The sequence below is a fragment of the Streptomyces sp. Y1 genome (assembly GCF_041053115.1).
Lineage (GTDB): Bacteria > Actinomycetota > Actinomycetes > Streptomycetales > Streptomycetaceae > Kitasatospora > Kitasatospora rubellomurina.
Genome location: NZ_CP163445.1, coordinates 3,762,156 through 3,781,025, shown reverse-complemented (window position 1 = coordinate 3,781,025; position 18,870 = coordinate 3,762,156). Strand labels below are relative to the sequence as shown.

Below are 18,870 nucleotides of genomic sequence, written 5' to 3'. Positions count from 1 at the left end.
CGGGTGGATGTTCGAAGTTGGGCCGGTTTCCAGTATCGGAAACACGTGCCTCTTGCCTCCGCCCGGTTCGACTCGGGAGCATCGTCGGGAGACCGAGCGAGCGAGGAGACATCGTGAAGCTGACGCAGCTTGTGGGTTCCTGCGACGAAGGCGAATGCCCGACGCTCTACCTGACGGACCGGGGCACCCTCGCCGTCCAGGGTGAGTACTTGACCGAGCACGACCTTCAGCTTCCGGCTCACGAGAAGCTGGTCGAGGTTCCTGTCGAACTCATCCGAAAGGCCATCCGTGACAACCTCATCTAGGACCCTCGGAGACTGGTTCTCGGAGTTCGAGCGGGAGGCGTTCCGGCTGGAAACGCTCGACGACTACAGCCAGTCCGGCGGTGTGGACGCCTATCACGCCTTCCTCGCGGGGCAGGAACAGCCGGAGGGCTTCAAGACCTCCGGCTGGGTCACGACCGTGGGCGACGCTGCCCGGGCCGGCAAGCGCATGTACCGGGTGCACGTCCTTTCCCGCCCGCTCACGGACTACCTCCGGTTCGAGCTTGGCTGGGCGTACCAGCGGAACATGGCGGCCGGTGAGGAGTTCTTCATCCTCGACACCACCGGCCGGGCCAACCCCGTTCAGGCTGCCCCGGATTTCTGGCTCTTCGACGACGCGACCGCCGCCGAGATGAGCTATGACGGCCAGGGGAAATACCTCGGCTCCAAATTCCACACCGGCAGCCGGATCGCCGAATTCAAGGCCTACCGTGACCTCGCGATGGCGAACGCCGTCCCGTTCGCGGAATGGTGGGCCGAGCACGGCGAGTGAACAGGACACAGCTCGGGGCAGCGCTGCGGGAACTTCGGCAGGCTTCTGGGAAGGAAGCCAAGGCCGTGGCCCGTGGCGCTGTCATGTCTCCGAGCAAGTTGAGCAAGATCGAGACCGGCAAGGTGTCACCCACCGTCGTTGACGTGGAACGCATCCTCACAGCCATTGGCGTCTCCGACGAGGTCAAGGCCGAGTACATGGCGGCTGCGCGGGCCGAGGCCACGGAGACAACGGCCTGGCGCCTGATTCGACGCCTCGGGTACCACCGGAAGCAGCAGCAGATCAAAGCCCTGGATGACGCCACGAACGTAGTCCGGGTCTTCCAGCCTTCGCTTGTGCCCGGAATGCTTCAGACGCCCGAATACATTCGAGCCGTATTCGGGCGAAAGGGAATCGGAGCGGAGCAGTTGGACCGGACCGTTGCGGCGCGGATCGCAAGGCAACAATCTCTCTATGACACGAGCAAGACGTTTCAGTTCGTCATCATCGAACCCGTCCTTCGTTGGCGTCTCGTGCCGGACGCCATGATGGCGGGGCAGCTCGACCGAATCCTCTCCGTCTCTCGACTTCCCCATGTCGATATCCGGGTCGTACCGCTGGCGGCCCGGCAGTCGGACGTGCCGTCGCACTCCTTCGTCATCCGGGACGGCCGCATGGTGACGGTCGAAACCGTCCATGCCGAGGTTTCCGTCACTGATCCTCGTGATGTTGAACTTTACGTCCGAAAGTTCGAAGGATTCGCGGCTTCTGCTCTCTCCGGTGACGATATGCGCCGCACGATCGAGGTCATTCGGGATGACTTCTTGCGGTAGTAGGAAATCCAATTGTGCCATTGACTTCAGGGGGGCTGCATGAATCATGGGCCTGACTCGACACGTGCGACGAGCGCGGAATGGCAGGACGGCAAGGCCGTGCGCCGAAAGGGTCTGGACAGGAAGCAGGTGGAGCTGGCGGCCCTTGAGCGGGACTCCACGGAGTTCCGCTACTTCCTGCCGACCATGATCACGGGCTTGCTCGCGACGCCCGCGTACGTGAGGGCAAGCGTTGCCTCGTTCGCGGGCGACCACTCGAAGATCATCGCCAAGAAGCTGGAGCGACAGGCTGTTCTTCGCGACACGGCCAAGCACTTCACCTTCGTCCTTACCGAGCAGGCCTGCCGCTGGCCGCTCCTGCCGGCAGGCGACATGGCGGCCCAGCTCGACCATCTGGCTTCGGTGTCCCGCATGCCGAACGTACGGCTCGGTGTCATTCCGATGGAAGGTCATCTGCCGAGGGCGCCGCTGAACGTTTTCACGGTCTACGACGAAACCCTGGCCACCGTGGAAGTCACCACCGGCGCACTGGTCTTTCGCGACCCCGATGATATTCAGGAATATCTGAATGACTTCCGAACCTTCGAGGGGTATTCGCTCTGGGGTGAAGACGCTCGAATCAAGCTGACGGAATGGACGGGGTAGCTCCGGAAAGCGTGACGGGGCTACAGCTCACGAAGCGGAGTTTTGAGGGAACAGGAAATCGGCTCCTAACACTCCCTGGCTCCCTCTACGTTGGTCCTCGCCCGATCGGTCAGGCCGTACTCGGCCTGCGATTCGATGTGGCGAACCATCACGGAGGTACACATGTCCACCACCGTTCTGACCCGGTCGAAGGCCGTTCCGGCCTTCGACCGGGTGGAGTCTCGACTGTCCATGGGCGCGGCCGGGGCGACGCCCCTGCCCGAACTGGACGGCGAGCGCGGGCCGGGGAGCCCGTTCGCCTTCCGGTTCCTGGTGCCGGTCACCGGGGCCGGGGGCATCCTGCCCGCCGACATCGACTACGACGACGAGACGCAGACCTGCACCTACGAGGGGCTCCCGCCCGGCGTCTACATGACCAGCACCCCGCCCAAGACCTACGGCCCGACGGAGCCCACCGGGCAGATGGACGCGCCGGACGACCCGGGAAGCAGCAACGACTGAGATGGCGACCGCCGATGCCGTCCTCGTGCTCACGGGGGCGTTCGATCCCACCGCCGATCTCGTGATCGAGGAGCTGAATCGGCGCGGCACCCCCGTCTTCCGGGCGGACACGGCGTGGTTCCCGTCGAGGCTGGCCCTGGTGGCCAGCCTCGACGAGGCGGCCGGTTGGGGCGGGACACTGGCCACGGACCGACGCTCGCTGGACCTTTCGGCCGTGCGGTCGGTCTACTACCGTCGACCGACCGCACCGGAGTTCCCGGAAGCCATGTCGGCGGAGGCCCGGAGTGTGGCCTCCGCCGAAGCGCGGCGTGGGTTCGGCGGCCTGCTGTCGGCGCTGCCGTGCCGCTGGCTGCCACCGCCCGGTCGTGCGGCCGACGCGGAGTACAAGCCGTTCCAGCTCCGTGTGGCAGCCGAGTCAGGGCTGCGAGTCCCACGAACGCTGATCACCAACAGCCCGGAAGCGGCGCGGAGGTTCACGGAGAGCGTCGGAACTTCCGTGGTGTACAAGCCCTTCACACCGATTCGCGGGACGCTGGACGGTCGCTCGGTCGCCGTCTACGCGAGTGTCCTGACCGCTGACGACACCGGTGATCCGTCGATCTCTACCACGGCGCACCTGTTCCAGGAATGGGTGCCCAAGGCCCACGAGGTGCGGCTCACCGCCGTCGACGGACAGCTGTTCGCTGCCGAGATCCACGCGAACTCGGTGGAAGCAAAGGTCGATTGGCGCAGCGACTACGACAGCCTGACCTACCGGGTCTGCGAGCCGCCGGCCGCCGTGGCAACTGCGATCCGCCGCATGCTCGACCGACTCGCCCTCCCCTACGGCGCGTTCGACTTCGTCGTCTCCCCCTCGGGTGACTGGACGTTCCTTGAGGTGAACCCCAACGGGCAGTACGGGTTCATCGAGCAGGCAACCGGGCTGCCCATCACTGCTGCCATCTGTGACTACCTGGAAGGAGCTGGGCCGGCATGACGAGCGCCCTCTTCGACGAAGCCCAACTCCTGCGCGCGCGGGTCGCCTTGGCCTCGGAGGTCGACCGGGGGAGCACCGTATTGTCCTCTCGGGTGGTCGAGGCGTTCCTGAACGTGCCCCGGCATCCGTTCGTGCCGGTGTTCTACCGGGAGGAGGGCGGGCTTCACCGGTCTTGGCGTGCGGCGGATGAGGGCTGGCTCCGGGAGGTGTACGCGGACCAGGTGCTCGTCACCGAGGTGGATGGCGTGCACGCGGAGGACGCCGGAACCCATGGGCAGCGCGGGGTGGCGACCTCCTCGTCCACGCTGCCGAGCCTGATGGCCGACATGCTCGACGCGCTCGATGTCCGGCCCGGGGACCGGGTGTTGGAGATCGGGACCGGGACGGGCTACAACGCCGCCCTGCTCTGCCACCTCGCGGGAGCGGTCGGCGTCACCACGGTCGACCGCACCGACCAGCTGGTGGCCGCGGCCCGCAGTCGGCTGCACCAGGCCGGCTTCGAGCCGACCGTCGTCCGGGCGGACGGAGCCGCCGGACACCCGAGCGGTGCGCCGTACGACCGGATCATCGCCACCTGCTCCGTTCGCCGACTCCCCCAGGCCTGGCTCGACCAGTGCGCTCCGGGTGGTCTCATCGTCGCTCCGATGGGCGGTGCGGTGGCCCGGTTGACCAAGCTGGCGGCCGGGCGTGCGGCCGGGCGGTTCCTCCACCGCCCGGCCGCCTTCATGCCCCTGCGGTCCGGCGAAGGCACCTGCCCGCAGGTGCCGGAGCCGGAGGCGAGTCGCCAGCGGATGACCGAGATCGGTGCCCGGGTGCTGGACGATCCCGGATTCGCCTTCTGGGCGGGCCTTCACCTGGGGCCGCGGCTCGTCCGCGACGGCGGAAACCTCTACGACCCCGCCGATGGCTCGGCGGCCCGGTTGCAGGACCACCTCGACGGCTCGTCCACCGTCGCGCTCGCCGGCCCCCGCGACCTCTGGCAGACCGTCGAGGCGGCTCATCGGACCTGGCTCGCTCGGAACCGGCCCCGCCGGGAGTGGTTCACGGTCGAGGCCCGGCCGGAGGGGCAGTTCGTGCGGTACACCGCCCCGGACGGCACATCGGACCGTTGGGAGTTCTGAATTCCTCAGGCTCCTGTGATGAAGGCGTCGACGACGGGAGCCGACGCGCTCGTGTCGACGAGGATCGTCACGTCCCGGGTGGGGCGATGGGCCGTGATGACGCGGTAGGCGTGATCAGGCCGTACAGGGCCGTACGGGCCGTTCGGGTAGGTGCCGGTCGGGAATCCGGGGTCGCTGGGCTTGAGCAGACGTGTTGTGGACGGTGCGATCTGGGCGATGAACGTGTCCAGGCATTCGGCGGTCGTCGTTGTGCGCAGTCCGAGCGTCTGGAAGCCGTCGTTCCAGGCGACGGAGTAGGCGTAGCGCAGGTCCTTCGTCCCACACGGGACGTCGAGCGAGAAGTGCTGGAGTGCTTCGGCGAGCGGGAGGTCGGTCTCGGAGTTCTCGCAGTCCTGCCGTGGATCCCGGCAGTCGGACGACGATGACAGTGCCGACCAGATCACCGCCGCCAGGCCGAGGCCGACCACGGCGAGTCCCGACAGTGCCACCAGAAGAACAACGCGGTTTCGCATGACGCTCCCCCCTCGCATGCATTTGAACGCGTTCAATATAGCGGGCTCCGGCGATTCCCTCCCCCCTACACTCGACTGGCATGACAGCCATGGAGCCAGTGATCCGCCCGGTGGTCGCCGCCGATCTGGAGGCCGTTGCCGGGATCTACGCCCACTACGTCCGCCACACCGTCGTCACCTTCGACGAGCAGCCTCCAGAGCTGTCGTTCTGGCAGCAGCGGCTCGACGATCTCGCTGCCCGAGGGCTGCCGTTCGTGGTCGCCGAGCTGGGCGGTGAGGTCGCGGGCTACGCGTACGTGGCCCCCTGGAAGGCCAAGCCCGCCTACCGGCACACGGTCGAGAACTCGATCTATCTCTCCCCCGCCCACACCGGGCGGGGGCTGGGTGGCGCGCTGCTGGAGGCGCTCCTGGCGGCCTGCGCCGAGACCGACGTGCGGCAGGTGATCGCCGTCATCGCCGACTCCGGGGTCGACGCCTCCGCCGCGCTGCACCGGCGCTTCGGCTTCGCCGAGGCGGGCCGGCTGGCGGCGGTCGGGTTCAAGCACGAGCGCTGGGTCGACACCGTGCTGATGCAGCGCACGCTCGCCTGATCCGTGCGCAGGAAGTCGGACCGGCCGACTTCCTGCGCTTCACCCGCAGAACACGGCCTTGATGAGGCGGTCGAAGGCCTTCGGGAACTCCTGGGCCGGGTCCTTCTCGGAGTCGCCCGTCGTCAGGCCGGCGGTCAGGGTCCTGCTGCCGTCCGGGGTGCTGATCATCAGGGCGCCGTAGCCGCCGGGGGCGCCGCCGTTGTGGTGGACGACGGTGGCGCCGGTCTCCGGGTCCAGTTCCTGGACGAACAGGCCGAGGCCGTAGTTGAGCGCTCCGTGCGGTTCGAGCATCTCGGCCAGCAGCGGGGCGGGCAGGAGCCTGCCGCCCAGCAGCGCGGAGAAGAACGTGTGCAGGTCGCGGGTGGTCGAGATCAGGTCCCCGGCGCCGACGAGGATCGAGAGGTTCTGCCGGGTGACGTCGACGACCTTCCACTCGTCGCCGTCCTGGTAGCGGTAGTAGCCGTGGGCGTGCGGCTCGGGGAGCTCCGGCGAGCTTCCCGGCACCACGGTGTCCCGCAGCCCGAGCGGCCGCAGGATCCGCCGCTCCATCTCCTCGGCGTACGGGCGTCCGCCGACCTTCTCGATCAGCAGCACGGCCAGCGTGTAGTTGGTGTTGGAGTAGCTCTGGTCGGTCCCCGGCTCGAAGCGCGCGGGCTTCGACAGGGCGAACCGTACGAGTTCCTCCGGCCGGTAGTCGTGGAGTCGGTTGTCCACCCACGGCTTGCCGGTCCCGGGCAGCCCCGGCACGAACGTGCCATCGGCTTCGAGCTCGCCGGTGTAGCTGTACAGCCCGCTGGTGTGCTGCAGCAGCATCCGTACGGTGATCCGCTCGTCCAACTCGAACTCGGGCAGGTGGTCGGCCACTTGGGTGTCCAGCCCGATGGCGCCGTCCGCCACCAGCTGCAGCACCAGGGCCGCGACGAAGGTCTTGGTGGAGCTGCCCACCCAGAACCGTCCGTCCGTCGACGGCTCGGCGCTCTCGCCCAGCTTGCGCACGCCGGCGCTGCCGACCCACTCGCCCCGCTCGTCGTTCACCCGCATCTGCATACCGGCGAAGCCGGCGTCGACGAACTCCTGGACGGCCTTCTGCAGTTCGGGGCGCTCACTCATGGTCGTTCCTTCTTCCGGGGTAGTGGCAGGGGGTTGGTGTTCAGAGGCTGCGGGCGGTGATGTCGCCGTAGGAGGTGGTGGCGCGGATGGCCACGGCGGCGGTGCCGGTGTTCACCAGCGCGTTGGAGACGCGGCCGTAGGCGGTGCCGGCGTCGAGGGTCGCGGAGACGCCGTGGGCGGTGGTGACGGTGATGTTGCCGGACTCGGTGTGCAGGACGATCGGGCCCTGGGCGGCCTCGGTGACGGTGAGGTCGCCCTGCTGGGTGGTGAGCTGGGCGGGGCCGGTCAGGCGGCCGAGGGTGACGTCACCGGCCTGGAGGGTGAGGCGGGTGGAACCGCTCTCGTCGAGCTTGACGGTGGCGCGGGCGGCCTCGAAGGAGACGTCGCCCAGGCGCCCGACGCCCCGGAGCTCGGCGTCGGCGGCCTTGCCCTCGACGGTCGAGCCGGCCGGCAGCTGGACGGTGATCTCGGTGGTGCCCGCGTTGCCCAGCAGGCTGTTGTTCGCGGCGGGGGCCTCGATCCGCAGGACGCCGTTGTCGTAGCCGACCTGCAGCTGCTCGGCGGCCTTCACGTCGGGGGACTTGGCGGCGTTCGCGGGGCGGACCTCGACGGTGGTGTCGGCGCGGTCGGCGGCGATGAACCGGATGTGGGCGGAGGGGACGTCGATGACGGCGGCGATCGGGGCGGTGGTGGCGAAGGTGCGCATGGTGGGTTCTCCCTGTGGTGTTCGGCGGGCTTCTTTCGTTCGGCCCGTCGTTTCTGACAGGGGAAAAGCTACGTTGCGTTCGCGGGTCGGGCAACAGTGATGATGCATCAAAATTCAATAGCCGCAGGTCAGGGCATGGAAATCGTTGCGGTGATGGTGAAGCCTAACGCAACGAGGCGGGCTTTTCGTTGCAATGGGTTGTAGCTGAACGCGCCGCTGCCCCTCGCGCGCACGTGTGCGCGTGTGCACGGGACCAGGTGCTCGCGAGCAAGGAGAACATCCAGGTCGGCGCCAGGGTCGCCAGCAACCACACCAAGATCCTGCGCAAGGACTCGCTCGCCGTCGCCGACGTCGTCCGTGAGCTCGCCCAGGCCGCCTGAAGAACCGTTCCGGAAGCCGGGGTTGACCTTGACCCAAGGTCAACCCGCACGCTGAGGGCATGAAGAACACCGCCGCGAACGCGGCCCAGAAGAAGACCGTTCCCACCACCATGATCCGCGTCGAGGACACGGAGCTGGCCGTCACCGACACCGGCGGCACCGGGCGGCCCGTGGTCTACCTCAACGGCTCGTACGCCACCCGGAAGAACTGGCGGCACGTCATCGCCGAACTCGGGCCCGGCTACCGGCACATCACCTTCGACGAGCGGGCCCGCGGCAAGTCGAAGCGCTCGGCGGACTACTCCTTCGAGGCGTGCCTGCGCGACATCGACGCCGTCCTCGCCGCCACCGGTGCCGAGAACCCGATCATCGTCGGCTGGTCCTACGGCGCGGCGCTCGCGCTGCACTGGTCCACCCGGAACCCGGGCCGGCTCGCCGGAGCCGTCATGGTCGACGGCGGCTACCCGTGGGACTACCTCGCCACCGTCGAGGGCGGCCGGGAGGCGGGCAAGGAGCAGATCCGGAAGATGTTCCGGCAGTTCGGCTGGATCATGCCGCTGGTCCGCCCGCTGGGCATGGCGGCCCGGATGAGCGCCGACGCGCACGCCGAGATCAACATCGAGCTCAACGAGATCGTCGCCGAGAGCGAGCCGGTCTTCGACCTGGTCACCTTCCCGATGCGGTTCGTCGTCGCCACCGGCGCCAGCCTCGGTGGCACCGAGGAGGGGCTGGCCGCGATGCGCGCCACCCTCGACCCGATCCTCGCCCGCAACTCGAACGTGCGGGTCAGCTCGACGGTCGGCAGCAAGCACACCACCATCGTGCGCAAGGACTTCCGGGCGATCGCGGCCGCCGTGCGCGAGGTCGCCGGGCCCGAGGTTGCCGGGCGTTAGGGCGGTGATATCAACTGACGGAATGACAGACGGAGTCACCATCAGCCAGGCCGCGGCGTTCGTCGGCGTCACCGTGAAGACCATCCGGCACTACCAGAACAACGGCCTGGTCGACGAGCCCCGCCGCGACACCTCCGGCTACCGGCGCTACGGCTCCGCCGACCTGCTCCGGCTCGTCCAGGTCCGCACCCTCGCCGGCGCCGGAGTCCCGCTCGCCGGGATCCGGCCCATCCTCGACGGCGACCCCGAGCACTTCGCCGCCTCCCTCGTCGACGTCGAGCAGGGCCTGACGGCGAAGATCGAGGAACTCGTCGCCCGACGCGAGACCCTGCGCCAACTCGCGGACGGCACCCGGGTGCTGCTGCCGCCCCGGGCCCGCGCCATCCTCGACCGGATGCCCGGACTCGGCTTCTCCGCCGAGGACATCACCACGGCGGGCGAAGGGCTCGTCCTGGTCCGCGCGCTCATGCCGGAGGGGTTCGACGACTACCTCGCCCAGATCGAGCACGGCCTCGACGACCCCCGGCACGTCGCGATGGTCAAACTCACCTGGAGCGCGGGCAACTGGGCCGCCGACGACCCGCGCATCGAACCCCTCGCGGAGGAGGTCGCGGCCCACTTCATCGCCGACCCGAGCCTCCTCCCCACCCTCGACGGCCTGCAGAGCCGCGAGGACGGGACCACGCGGCAGGAACTCCTCACCCACCACGGCGAGGACGCCCGGCCGGGGTGGACCAGGCTCACCGCGCTCATCCAGGAGAAGCTGCGGGCCGCCGGGGTCGAGGCGCCGTGAGCGAGGTGTGGGGCTGGACCCACCCCGGGTGTGGGGCTGGACCCGTGTCGTCCATCTCCCCTGCTCCGTAGCGTTGTTGTCGTCAGCACGAGACCGAGGAGAACGACCATGCCGACGACCGCGACCGCGAGCACCCGCTTCGACGCCCGGGCCACCGTGAAGAAGTGCACCGTCCTGTTCGGTGCGATCAGCGCCATCGTGCTCGGGACGGTCGCCGTGCTGGCGGCCCTCGGCCACGGGACCACGCCGTTCATGTGGATCCGCGCCGCCCTCTTCCTCGCGGCCGCCCCGTACCTCCACCGCCTAGAGGGCCGCTCCACCGACCGGCTCCGGACCCTGGCCACCGTCATGCCGATCGCCATCATCGGCGTGGACCTCGTCCCCGGGCTCTGCCCCGCCTGGTACGCCGTCCTCCAGGGGCTCTCCGCGCTGCCGCTGGCCGCCGTCGCGGTGATCGTGCGCAGGCGCTGAGGGCCGCCGGGAGCGTCAGCCCCGGTAGCCGGTTCCGGGGACGCGCGGCTCGAACTCCCCGCACAGGTACGTCTCCGGGACGAGCTCCGTCAGCGGTACCGGCCAGTACTCGGCCTTGCGCGTGACCGCGAGGTACTGCTCCCTGGCACCGCGGTGGCAGCGGATTCCCATGAGGCCCTTCCCGGCCGGCGAGTAGTCGGAGAGGAGGCAGGTGACGCAGCTGCGCAGCCGCAGGCCGTCCGGCAGGGCGGCCGCCAGTTCGAGCAGGCCGTTCTCGAAGTCCTCGGCCTCCGTCTCGACGGTCTTCCCCCCGATCGCGATCGACAGCCGGAGCGGGGTTTCGGACGGCGCCGACGCGTCCTCGCGCAGGTCGAGGGTGAACCGGATCGTCGACAGCGGGTGACCTCCGGGGCGCTCCACGGTGCAGGGGAGGTCGCCGGAGAGGACGCAGGTCTCCAGGTGGCCGTAAGCGTCGAGCCGGAGCCCGGCCGCGGCGGCGGCGTGCCCGTCGACCGGCTTCAGGACGTCGAAGTCCGACCCTCGGACGTCGGCGCCGCGGATCGTGGCGCGGACCTCGTAGCTCGGCCCCCACCTGGTGGCCGCCGGTACGAACCGCCAGGTGAGCTTCTCCGTGCCCTGGTCGTCGGTGAAGCTGCCGGGGAATGACTGCGGGATCATCGCCCACCTCCGCAGGGATGGTCCCGCAGACCGCACCGCGTCGGGAAGGGGAAGGGGACGAGGAAAGGGCGGGAGGCGTCAGGGAACGGCCGTCCAGTGCCAGGGGCGGGGGCCCCGCTCGCCGCGGAGGCAGGCGAGGCGGTGGTGGGCTTCGGGGGCGGCGTGCTGGAAGGCGAACAGGGTGAGGCGCAGTTCGCGGATGTCGCGCAGGGTGGGGTAGCCGGGCCAGGCGGTGACGTCGGTGCCGTAGGCGGCGCAGAAGGCGGGGTAGGACGGCGAGCCGAAGGTGTCGCGTTCGACGGCGACGGCGGTGAGGTCCCATTCGGGTGGGCCGAGCGCGGTGCGTTCGAAGTCGAGCAGGTAGGCCGTGTCGGCGGTGACGGCGACGTTGCCGCCCCAGGCGTCGCCGTGGACGACGGCGGTCGGCAGGCCGGGCGGGAGGTCGGCCCAGGCGGTGCGGAGGGCGGCGAGGCGTTCGCGGAGCCAGCGGCGGTCGGACGGTCGCAGGGTTGACGCTCCGTCAAGGCGCTGGGGCAGGCGGACGAACGGGTCGAGCGGGGCCAGCGGCGGCCAGGGGGCCGGGAGCCGGTGGAGCCGGAGCAGGAGCGGCGCGAGGTCGGCCGGCGTTCCGGCGGCGTGCGGCGGGAGTTCGTGCCAGAAGGTGACCGGCTGGTCGTCGACGGCGCACGGCTGGTCGACGGTGTCGAGCGGTCGGACGGCCGGGACGCCGCGCGCTTGCAGCCAGCGGGCGACGGTCAACTCGCGCCCGGCGGCCGCCAGTTGCCCGGCCCGGCCGATGCGGGCGACGACGCCGCCCGGCAGTCGCCACAGCGCGTTCTCGCCGTGCCGGATCGGCTCGGCGCCTGCGGCCGGGAGGCCGACCCGCGCGCACGCCCGCAGGAGCAGGGCGCGGGAGGCGGCCGCTGCCGCGGTCGTCGCCGAGTCCGCCATGGCGCCCCTCCCTCACCCCGTTCTGCAGGCTAGCCCGGCGCCCGGGCGGCGGGCGGGTGGCGCAGGTCACACCGGGGGCCTGTCACAGTCGGGTGCGCTGTCCCGTCCTCCTGGGCAGCAACGCCGGAAGCGGCAGCAACGCAGCAACTGAGAAACACCGACCCCGGGAGTACGCGATGGAAGCCCGACTCAGCCCCTACACCAGCCCGATCATGTCCAAGGTCTTCAAGCACCTCAGCGCGGCGAGCCGCCTGCTGCGGGAGGAGTCGACGCTGCCGGTCGCGACGCAGGAGCTGGTGCTGCTGCGCGTCAGCCAGATCAACGGCTGCGGCTTCTGCGTCGACATGCACTTCAAGGACGCCGTGCACGAGGGCGAGGAGCCGACCCGGCTGAACCTGGTCGCGGCCTGGCGGGAGGCGACGGTGTTCACCGACGCCGAGCGCGCCGCCCTGGAGCTGGCCGAGCACGGCACCCGGCTCGCGGACGGCGCCGGGGTCGCCGACGAGGTGTGGGAGAACGCCGCGAAGCACTACGACGAGGAGCAGCTGGCGGCGCTGGTCTGCCTGATCTCGCTGATCAACGCCTTCAACCGGGGCAACGTCCTCACCCGCCAGCCCGCGGGCGGCTACCAGGTCGGGCAGTTCCGGTGAGCGGCTGAGCGGCGGGGACAGGCCGCGGTGGCCGGGGAGGACAGGGGACTCCCCGGCCACCGCCGGTTCCGGGTGGGGAGATCCGGTGCGCACACCACCGAACCGGTCCCCGCAGGCGCATCGTCGAAAAACCGACCGATAAGGTGTTAATCCAACATTCATCCATGCCGCATAGCCTCCGGGGGCTAGCCTCATCATGAACGTCATCGTCCGACCGGGAGGCGAAACCCCCGTGCAAGGCACTGTCACCACACCAAGCGGCTCCGCGGTGGCCGGGAGCCAGGGCGAGGCGTTCCTGCTCATCGTCGACGACGAACCGAACATCCGCGAACTGCTCTCCGCCTCGCTGCGCTTCTCCGGCTTCCGGGTCGCCTCCGCGGCCAGCGGCACCGAGGCGCTCGACCTCATCGCCGTCGAGCGGCCCGACCTCGTCGTGCTCGACGTGATGCTGCCCGACCTCGACGGCTTCACCGTCGTCGAGCGGCTGCGCGAGCGCACCAGTCGCGGCCGGATCGGCGGCACCGGGCACGGCCACGGGCACGGCCACCCCGGCGATCACCTGCCGGTGCTGTTCCTCACCGCCAAGGACGGCGTGGGAGACAAGGTGCAGGGCCTCGCCGCCGGCGCCGACGACTACGTCACCAAGCCGTTCAGCCTGGAAGAACTGATCGCCCGGATCAGGGCCATCCTGCGCCGCTCCGGCGGCCCCGCCGAGGACGGCCGGCTGGTCGTCGCCGACCTCGCCCTCGACCCGATCGCCCACGAGGTCACCCGCGCCGGCACGCCCGTCGCGCTCTCCCCGACCGAGTTCAAGCTGCTGCACTACCTGATGTCCAACGTCGGCCGGGTGGTCTCCAAGTCGCAGATCCTCGACCACGTCTGGGCCTACGACTTCGGCGGCGACCTCTCCATCGTCGAGTCGTACATCTCCTACCTGCGCCGCAAGCTCGACTCCGGCCCCGCCCACGGCCCCAAGCTGATCCACACCGTGCGCGGCATCGGCTACGCGCTGCGCCGCCCCGCGCAGCACTGACGGTCCGACCCGTGCTCGCCCGCTTCACCTCCCGGCTGTCCCTGCGCGCCCGGCTGCTGGTGCTCGCCCTGGTGCTGGTCACCACCGGGCTGGTGGTCAGCGACGCCGTGGTGCTCGGCGCCGTCCGGGTGCAGCTGGTCGAGCAGCTCGACGAGCAACTCCAGCGGTACGGGCCGCTGCTGTCCCGCCGGCCCCCCAACCTGCCGGTGCCGCCCGCGCCCGGGCGGCCCGCCGTCACCGGCAAGCGGCTCAGCCTGCCCAGCCAGTACCTGGTGCAGTACCTGTCCTCGGACGGCAAGGTGCAGGGCACGATGCGCCAGCCGGTCTCCGACACCGACCCGGCGCCGCAGCTCGCCGGCCTCGACCCCCGCCGGACCGTCGCCGACGTCCCCTTCGACCTGCCCGACCAGGCCCGGAGCCACCACAGCTGGCGGGTGCTGGTGCTGCCGCTCCAGGCCCCGCGCCAGCCGACCGACAAGCAGCCGACCGACAAGCAGCCGGCCGACAAACAGCCGACCGAGAAGGCGCCGCCGGGGAAGGACCAGCCCGCCGGTCAGGGCCCGTTCGCCTCCCCGGCGAACGCGCCGACGTACGTGATGGTGGCCGTCTCCCGCGAGGACATCGACGCCACCCTCGGCGGCCTGCGCACCTCCTTCCTGGCCATCGGCGGCTCGGTGCTGGCGCTGATCACCGCGCTCGGCTTCTTCGCCGTCCGGACCGGACTGCGGCCGCTGCGCCGGATCGAGGCGGGCGCGGCGCGGATCGCGTCGGGTGAACTGTCGCACCGGATGCCGGAGCTGCCGCCCGGCACCGAGGTCGGGCGGATGTCCGTCGCGCTCAACGGCATGCTCGACCAGATCGAGACGGCCTTCGCCGCCCGCGCCGAGTCCGAGGCCCGGATGCGGCGGTTCGTCGCCGACGCCTCGCACGAGCTGCGCACCCCGCTCGCCGGGATCCGCGGCTTCGCCGAGCTGTACCGGATGGGCGCGCTGCCCACCGACGAGGACGTCCGCCGGACGATGACCCGGATCGAGAGCGAGGCCGTCCGGATGGGCGGCCTGGTCGAGGACCTGCTGGTGCTCGCCCGGCTCGACGAGGAACGCCCGCTCGACCTCGCCCCGATGGACCTGCGCACCCTCGCCGCGGACGCCCTGCACGACCTCACCGCCCTCGATCCGAGCCGGCCCGTCGCGCTCACCGGCCCGGACGGCACCGGCGCGCCCGGCGCGGCGCCCGTCCTCGGCGACGAGGCGCGGCTGCGGCAGGTCGTCACCAACCTGGTCGGCAACGCGGTCAAGCACACCCCGGCCGGCACCCCCGTGCGGATCGGCGTCGGCGCCGGCCCGGACGGCGTCTGCCTGCTGGAGGTCGCCGACTCCGGGCCCGGCCTCACCGAGGACCAGGCCCGCCGGGCCTTCGACCGCTTCTACCGCGTCGACGCCTCGCGCAGCCGCGACAACGGCGGCGGCGCCGGCCTCGGCCTCGCCATCGCCACCGCCCTCACCCGCGCCCACGGCGGCGCCCTCACCCTGACCACCTCCCCGGGCCAGGGCGCCACCTTCCGCGTCGAACTCCCCACGAACGCCTGACGCGTCCGCTAAACCCCACGATCGAGTGAACTCGTCGCCGTTCACTCGGTCAGCCCCTCGGTCGCGTGCGACCGTGCTGCCGTTGCTTGTGCAGCCCCGCGCAGGCTGATCACACTGGACGGGAAAGAGGTGTCCCAATGAGCGTGCTCGTCGTCGAGGAGACCGTCGTGAACCTGGACCAGATGCTGTGGCAGACATGGAAGTCCATGGATGTGCCCGAGGGCTTCCGCGCGGAGATCATCGAGGGGACGATCACGTTGTCACCCACCGGCGGGAACCGCCACTTCGGCATCAATCGACGGCTCGGCAGGGCCCTTTACGACCACTTGCATGGCACTGGCTACGGGCCCGCACAGGACGGCAACGTCATCGCTGGTCTCAAGGTGCTGATTCCGGACGTGTTCGTGGCGCCCGATGAAATCGATGAGATCGAGCACCCCGAGGGTGTGGGGTTGCTGGCCTCCGGTGTCGCCCTGGTCGTCGAAACCGTCTCGCCGGGGGCCGAGGCCAGGAAGCGCGACCACGTCCTCAAGCACCGCGCCTACGCCGCCGCCGGCATCCCGGTCTACGTGATCATCGACGACTACGACGACGGCGGGGCCGTCACGATCCTCACCGGCCCCGACACCCAGCGCCGTGCCTACGCCTCCTCGACCCGGGTCCCGTACGGCAAGGAGGCCGTGATCCCCGAGGGCCCCGCCAAGGGTTTCGCGATCGGTCCCGAGATCACCGGCGAGCGGCGCGACTGACTCGTCCTGGCCTCCGCTACCACGCCCCGCTCGTCGATGCGAGCGGGGCGTGGTGCTGTCAAGGGACGGTTCGGACAAGGGGGCGACGTGGGGGTGCGTTGTCGGGGCCGTGCGGGCGGGCGCAGACTGTGCGGAGTGTGACGTTCCGGTACGCCGCGTCAACCCCACCCCACCTGCGGTTCCTGCGTAAGGATGATGGATACTGGGGCTTGTGAACGTGTTCACGTTCACAAGCGGACAAGCTTGTGCGGCTCCGCGATGGTCTGCGGCTTTAGGTGAAGTCTGTCCGGAAATGGCCCACGGGGCCGGTTGGAGAGGGCGACGTGGAACTGGCAATCGCTCACGAAACCATCGCGCGATGGCAATTCGGCATCACGACCGTCTACCACTTCCTCTTCGTCCCGCTCACCATCAGCCTGGCCGCGATCGTGGCCGGGCTGGAGACCGCCTGGGTGCGGACGAACAAGGAGAAGTACTTCCACGCCACGAAGTTCTGGGGAAAGCTCTTCCTCATCAACATCGCGATGGGCGTGGTCACCGGCATCGTGCAGGAGTTCCAGTTCGGCATGAACTGGTCCGACTACTCCCGCTTCGTCGGCGACGTGTTCGGCGCCCCGCTCGCGATGGAGGCGCTGATCGCCTTCTTCTTCGAGTCCACCTTCATCGGGCTGTGGATCTTCGGCTGGGACAAGCTGCCGAAGAAGCTGCACTGCGCCTGCATCTGGATGGTGGCGCTGGGCACCGTGCTCTCCTCCTACTTCATCCTCGCCGCCAATTCCTGGATGCAGCACCCGGCCGGCTACGCGATCGACCCGGCCACCGGGAAGGCGCAGCTCACCGACATCGCCGAGGTGCTGTTCCAGAACACCACCCTCGTCGTGGTCTTCCACACCCTGACCGCCGCCTTCCTCACCGGCGCGGCCTTCGTGGTCGGCATCTCCTCCTTCCACCTCTGGAAGGCCAAGCGCAGGCCGGAGACCGCCGACCCGAAGAAGACCGCCGTGATGCGCACCTCGCTGCGGCTCGGCCTGGTGCTCGCGGTGGTCTTCGGACTGGGCACCGCGCTCAGCGGCGACACCCTGGGCAAGGTCATGTTCGAGCAGCAGCCGATGAAGATGGCCGCCGCCGAGGCGCTGTGGGACACCCGGTCGCCCGCGCCGTTCTCGATCTTCGCGGTCGGCGACGTCAGCAAGGGCCACAACTCGGTCGAGCTGGAGGTCCCCGGGATACTGTCCTTCCTCGCCCACAACGACTTCAGCTCCGCCGTCCCCGGCATCAACGACACGGCCGCCGCCGAGGCCGCCGCGCACGGCGGGAACCCGAAGGACTACATCCCGAGCGTCTTCGTCACCTACTGGGGCTTCCGCTTCATGATCGGCTTCGGGATGACGTCCTTCGTCGCCGCCCTGATCGGCCTCTGGACCACCCGGCGCAAGCTGTTCCTGCGGCCCGAGTTCCGCACCGGCGACACCGAGGTGCCCCGGCTGATGCTCACGCCGAAACGGGAACTGGGCCCGCTGCTCACGAAGTGGAGCTGGCGGATCGGCATCCTGACCATGGGCTTCCCGCTGATCGCCAACAGCTTCGGCTGGATCTTCACCGAGATGGGCCGTCAGCCCTGGGCCGTGTTCGGCCTGATGACGACCGCCAGCGCCGTCTCCCCCAACGTGAGCGTCGGCACCCAGATCGGCGCGCTGGTCACCTTCACCACGCTGTACGCGGTCCTCGCCGTGATCGAGGTCCGGCTGCTGGTCAAGTACGCCAAGGCCGGGCCGGTGACGACCGAGCGCCCGCCGGCCGAGGACCCGTCCCTGCGCGGCCCGGCCGCGGACGAGGACGCCGACAAGCCGCTCGCCTTCGCGTACTGACCCCGCCGGAACTGAGGATCTGACATGCAACTCCACGACGTCTGGTTCGTGCTGATCGCGGTCCTGTGGATCGGCTACTTCTTCCTGGAGGGCTTCGACTTCGGGATCGGCATCCTCACCAAGCCGCTCGCCCGCGACACCGCCGAGCGCCGGGTGCTGATCAACACCATCGGCCCGGTCTGGGACGGCAACGAGGTCTGGCTGCTGACGGCCGGCGGCGCCACCTTCGCCGCCTTCCCGGACTGGTACGCGACGCTGTTCAGCGGCTTCTACATCCCGCTGCTGGTCATCCTGGTCTGCCTGATCGTGCGCGGCGTGGCCTTCGAGTACCGGGCCAAGCGGGACGGCGCCCGCTGGCAGCGCAACTGGGAGGAGGCCATCTTCTGGACCTCGCTGCTCCCGGCCTTCCTGTGGGGCGTGGCCTTCGCCAACATCGTGCGCGGCGTGGACATCGACGCGCAGAAGAACTACGTCGGCACGTTCTGGGACCTGCTCAACCCGTACGCGCTGCTCGGCGGCCTGGTCACCCTCGCCCTGTTCACCTTCCACGGCGCGGTGTTCGCGGCGCTCAAGACGGTCGGCGAGATCCGCGAGCGGGCCCGCCGGGCGGCGCTGGGGGCCGGGCTGGCCACCGCCGTGCTGGCGCTGGCGTTCCTGACCTGGACGCAGGCCGACAGCGGGAACGGGCGGAGCCTGGTGGCGCTGGTCGTCGTCGTGCTGGCCCTGCTCGGCGCCCTGGTGGCCAACCAACTCGGGCGCGAGGGATGGGCGTTCGTCCTCTCCGGGGCGACCGTCGTGGCCGCCGTCGCGATGCTTTTCCTGGCGCTCTTCCCGAACGTCATGCCGTCCAGCCTGAACGACGCCTGGAGCCTCACCGTCTCCAACTCCGCCTCGGCGCCGTACACGCTGAAGCTGATGACCATCGTCGCGGCCGTGTTCACCCCGCTGGTGCTGCTCTACCAGGGCTGGACGTACTGGGTGTTCCGCAAGCGGATCGGCGTCCAGCACATCCCGGCCGGGCACTGA

At 69.9% G+C, this 18,870-nt stretch carries 23 protein-coding genes; 18 read left to right on the top strand and 5 right to left on the bottom strand.

Features of this window, described 5'->3' with window-relative positions; genetic code table 11:
• Nucleotides 1–113 precede the first annotated feature (113 nt).
• The 7 genes from AB2U05_RS15965 to AB2U05_RS15935 all read left to right on the top strand — a co-directional run bounded on the left by AB2U05_RS15965 (nt 114) and on the right by AB2U05_RS15935 (nt 4,871).
• On the top strand, nt 114–305 hold the full coding sequence (locus tag AB2U05_RS15965) for a hypothetical protein (RefSeq protein ID WP_369183541.1): 192 nt from the start codon (nt 114–116) through the stop codon (nt 303–305).
• A complete protein-coding gene (locus AB2U05_RS15960; protein WP_045708925.1) occupies nt 289–816 on the top strand; it encodes a DUF6879 family protein in 528 nt (175 codons plus the stop codon). Before AB2U05_RS15965 ends, AB2U05_RS15960 begins: the two co-directional genes overlap by 17 nt.
• On the top strand, nt 813–1,628 hold the full coding sequence (locus AB2U05_RS15955; protein WP_045708924.1) for a helix-turn-helix transcriptional regulator: 816 nt from the start codon (nt 813–815) through the stop codon (nt 1,626–1,628). The genes AB2U05_RS15960 and AB2U05_RS15955 overlap by 4 nt, the downstream gene beginning before the upstream one ends.
• Before the next feature lie 39 nt (nt 1,629–1,667).
• The gene (locus AB2U05_RS15950) at nt 1,668–2,273 is read left to right on the top strand and encodes a DUF5753 domain-containing protein (protein WP_045708923.1); all 606 of its coding nucleotides are present in this window, start codon (nt 1,668–1,670) and stop codon (nt 2,271–2,273) included.
• 162 nt (nt 2,274–2,435) lie between these two features.
• Nucleotides 2,436–2,774, top strand: coding sequence for a hypothetical protein (locus tag AB2U05_RS15945; RefSeq protein ID WP_369183540.1), 339 nt, complete (start codon nt 2,436–2,438; stop codon nt 2,772–2,774).
• 1 nt (nt 2,775) lies between these two features.
• Complete coding sequence (tgmB, locus tag AB2U05_RS15940) at nt 2,776–3,750, top strand: ATP-grasp ribosomal peptide maturase (protein WP_369183539.1); 975 nt, start codon at nt 2,776–2,778, stop codon at nt 3,748–3,750.
• Nucleotides 3,747–4,871, top strand: coding sequence for a methyltransferase domain-containing protein (locus AB2U05_RS15935; RefSeq protein ID WP_369183538.1), 1,125 nt, complete (start codon nt 3,747–3,749; stop codon nt 4,869–4,871). The genes tgmB and AB2U05_RS15935 overlap by 4 nt, the downstream gene beginning before the upstream one ends.
• Nucleotides 4,872–4,876: 5 nt before the next feature.
• Here AB2U05_RS15935 and AB2U05_RS15930 read toward each other — a convergent pair whose 3' ends face one another.
• Nucleotides 4,877–5,359, bottom strand: a complete 483-nt coding sequence (locus tag AB2U05_RS15930) for a hypothetical protein (RefSeq protein WP_369183537.1) — start codon at nt 5,357–5,359, stop codon at nt 4,877–4,879.
• A gap of 104 nt (nt 5,360–5,463) precedes the next feature.
• Between AB2U05_RS15930 and AB2U05_RS15925 the strand changes: the two genes are divergently transcribed.
• Nucleotides 5,464–5,973, top strand: a complete 510-nt coding sequence (locus tag AB2U05_RS15925) for an N-acetyltransferase family protein (protein WP_369183536.1) — start codon at nt 5,464–5,466, stop codon at nt 5,971–5,973.
• A gap of 39 nt (nt 5,974–6,012) precedes the next feature.
• Here AB2U05_RS15925 and AB2U05_RS15920 read toward each other — a convergent pair whose 3' ends face one another.
• Both AB2U05_RS15920 and AB2U05_RS15915 read right to left on the bottom strand, forming a co-directional pair.
• Nucleotides 6,013–7,083, bottom strand: a complete 1,071-nt coding sequence (locus tag AB2U05_RS15920) for a serine hydrolase (RefSeq protein ID WP_045708919.1) — start codon at nt 7,081–7,083, stop codon at nt 6,013–6,015.
• A 40-nt stretch (nt 7,084–7,123) separates the two neighbouring features.
• Nucleotides 7,124–7,789 carry a DUF4097 family beta strand repeat-containing protein gene (locus tag AB2U05_RS15915; protein ID WP_369183535.1) on the bottom strand — a complete coding sequence of 222 codons (666 nt, stop codon included), beginning with the start codon at nt 7,787–7,789 and terminating at the stop codon, nt 7,124–7,126.
• Between the two features lie 257 nt (nt 7,790–8,046).
• On the opposite strand from AB2U05_RS15915, the gene AB2U05_RS15910 reads away from it, so the two are divergent.
• From AB2U05_RS15910 to AB2U05_RS15895, 4 genes are all read left to right on the top strand, one after another.
• Nucleotides 8,047–8,169, top strand: coding sequence for a hypothetical protein (locus AB2U05_RS15910; RefSeq protein WP_369183534.1), 123 nt, complete (start codon nt 8,047–8,049; stop codon nt 8,167–8,169).
• 59 nt (nt 8,170–8,228) lie between these two features.
• Nucleotides 8,229–9,062, top strand: a complete 834-nt coding sequence (locus tag AB2U05_RS15905) for an alpha/beta fold hydrolase (protein WP_369183533.1) — start codon at nt 8,229–8,231, stop codon at nt 9,060–9,062.
• A 22-nt stretch (nt 9,063–9,084) separates the two neighbouring features.
• Nucleotides 9,085–9,855 carry a MerR family transcriptional regulator gene (locus AB2U05_RS15900; protein WP_045708917.1) on the top strand — a complete coding sequence of 257 codons (771 nt, stop codon included), beginning with the start codon at nt 9,085–9,087 and terminating at the stop codon, nt 9,853–9,855.
• 108 nt (nt 9,856–9,963) lie between these two features.
• A complete protein-coding gene (locus AB2U05_RS15895; RefSeq protein WP_369183532.1) occupies nt 9,964–10,326 on the top strand; it encodes a hypothetical protein in 363 nt (120 codons plus the stop codon).
• A 15-nt stretch (nt 10,327–10,341) separates the two neighbouring features.
• Here AB2U05_RS15895 and AB2U05_RS15890 read toward each other — a convergent pair whose 3' ends face one another.
• Complete coding sequence (locus AB2U05_RS15890; protein ID WP_369183531.1) at nt 10,342–11,004, bottom strand: DUF6304 family protein; 663 nt, start codon at nt 11,002–11,004, stop codon at nt 10,342–10,344.
• Nucleotides 11,005–11,082: 78 nt separating this feature from the next.
• The gene (locus AB2U05_RS15885; RefSeq protein ID WP_369183530.1) at nt 11,083–11,955 is read right to left on the bottom strand and encodes a phosphotransferase family protein; all 873 of its coding nucleotides are present in this window, start codon (nt 11,953–11,955) and stop codon (nt 11,083–11,085) included.
• Between the two features lie 176 nt (nt 11,956–12,131).
• Here AB2U05_RS15885 and AB2U05_RS15880 point away from each other — a divergent pair, with 176 nt between their 5' ends.
• The 6 genes from AB2U05_RS15880 (at nt 12,132) to cydB (ending at nt 18,870) form a co-directional block, all read left to right on the top strand.
• Nucleotides 12,132–12,605: a carboxymuconolactone decarboxylase family protein gene (locus AB2U05_RS15880; protein ID WP_045696969.1), complete on the top strand. Its 474-nt coding sequence runs from the start codon at nt 12,132–12,134 to the stop codon at nt 12,603–12,605.
• 232 nt (nt 12,606–12,837) lie between these two features.
• Nucleotides 12,838–13,638, top strand: a complete 801-nt coding sequence (locus tag AB2U05_RS15875; protein WP_244178791.1) for a response regulator transcription factor — start codon at nt 12,838–12,840, stop codon at nt 13,636–13,638.
• Between the two features lie 11 nt (nt 13,639–13,649).
• The gene (locus AB2U05_RS15870; RefSeq protein WP_369183529.1) at nt 13,650–15,227 is read left to right on the top strand and encodes a sensor histidine kinase; all 1,578 of its coding nucleotides are present in this window, start codon (nt 13,650–13,652) and stop codon (nt 15,225–15,227) included.
• A gap of 137 nt (nt 15,228–15,364) precedes the next feature.
• Nucleotides 15,365–15,976, top strand: coding sequence for a Uma2 family endonuclease (locus tag AB2U05_RS15865; RefSeq protein ID WP_045696963.1), 612 nt, complete (start codon nt 15,365–15,367; stop codon nt 15,974–15,976).
• A gap of 323 nt (nt 15,977–16,299) precedes the next feature.
• A complete protein-coding gene (locus AB2U05_RS15860) occupies nt 16,300–17,844 on the top strand; it encodes a cytochrome ubiquinol oxidase subunit I (RefSeq protein ID WP_045696962.1) in 1,545 nt (514 codons plus the stop codon).
• A gap of 24 nt (nt 17,845–17,868) precedes the next feature.
• Nucleotides 17,869–18,870, top strand: a complete 1,002-nt coding sequence (gene cydB / locus AB2U05_RS15855) for a cytochrome d ubiquinol oxidase subunit II (RefSeq protein ID WP_369183528.1) — start codon at nt 17,869–17,871, stop codon at nt 18,868–18,870.

Excerpts from the sequence above, each read along its gene's own strand:
- AB2U05_RS15950 (WP_045708923.1), top strand. The coding sequence starts at position 1,668 with ATGAATCATGGGCCTGACTCGACACGTGCGACGAGCGCGGAATGGCAG.
- AB2U05_RS15945 (WP_369183540.1), top strand. The coding sequence starts at position 2,436 with ATGTCCACCACCGTTCTGACCCGGTCGAAGGCCGTTCCGGCCTTCGAC.
- tgmB (WP_369183539.1), top strand. The coding sequence starts at position 2,776 with ATGGCGACCGCCGATGCCGTCCTCGTGCTCACGGGGGCGTTCGATCCC.
- AB2U05_RS15935 (WP_369183538.1), top strand. The coding sequence starts at position 3,747 with ATGACGAGCGCCCTCTTCGACGAAGCCCAACTCCTGCGCGCGCGGGTC.
- AB2U05_RS15925 (WP_369183536.1), top strand. The coding sequence starts at position 5,464 with ATGACAGCCATGGAGCCAGTGATCCGCCCGGTGGTCGCCGCCGATCTG.
- AB2U05_RS15920 (WP_045708919.1), bottom strand. The coding sequence starts at position 7,083 with ATGAGTGAGCGCCCCGAACTGCAGAAGGCCGTCCAGGAGTTCGTCGAC.
- AB2U05_RS15915 (WP_369183535.1), bottom strand. The coding sequence starts at position 7,789 with ATGCGCACCTTCGCCACCACCGCCCCGATCGCCGCCGTCATCGACGTC.
- AB2U05_RS15905 (WP_369183533.1), top strand. The coding sequence starts at position 8,229 with ATGAAGAACACCGCCGCGAACGCGGCCCAGAAGAAGACCGTTCCCACC.
- AB2U05_RS15900 (WP_045708917.1), top strand. The coding sequence starts at position 9,085 with ATGACAGACGGAGTCACCATCAGCCAGGCCGCGGCGTTCGTCGGCGTC.
- AB2U05_RS15895 (WP_369183532.1), top strand. The coding sequence starts at position 9,964 with ATGCCGACGACCGCGACCGCGAGCACCCGCTTCGACGCCCGGGCCACC.
- AB2U05_RS15890 (WP_369183531.1), bottom strand. The coding sequence starts at position 11,004 with ATGATCCCGCAGTCATTCCCCGGCAGCTTCACCGACGACCAGGGCACG.
- AB2U05_RS15885 (WP_369183530.1), bottom strand. The coding sequence starts at position 11,955 with ATGGCGGACTCGGCGACGACCGCGGCAGCGGCCGCCTCCCGCGCCCTG.
- AB2U05_RS15880 (WP_045696969.1), top strand. The coding sequence starts at position 12,132 with ATGGAAGCCCGACTCAGCCCCTACACCAGCCCGATCATGTCCAAGGTC.
- AB2U05_RS15865 (WP_045696963.1), top strand. The coding sequence starts at position 15,365 with ATGAGCGTGCTCGTCGTCGAGGAGACCGTCGTGAACCTGGACCAGATG.
- cydB (WP_369183528.1), top strand. The coding sequence starts at position 17,869 with ATGCAACTCCACGACGTCTGGTTCGTGCTGATCGCGGTCCTGTGGATC.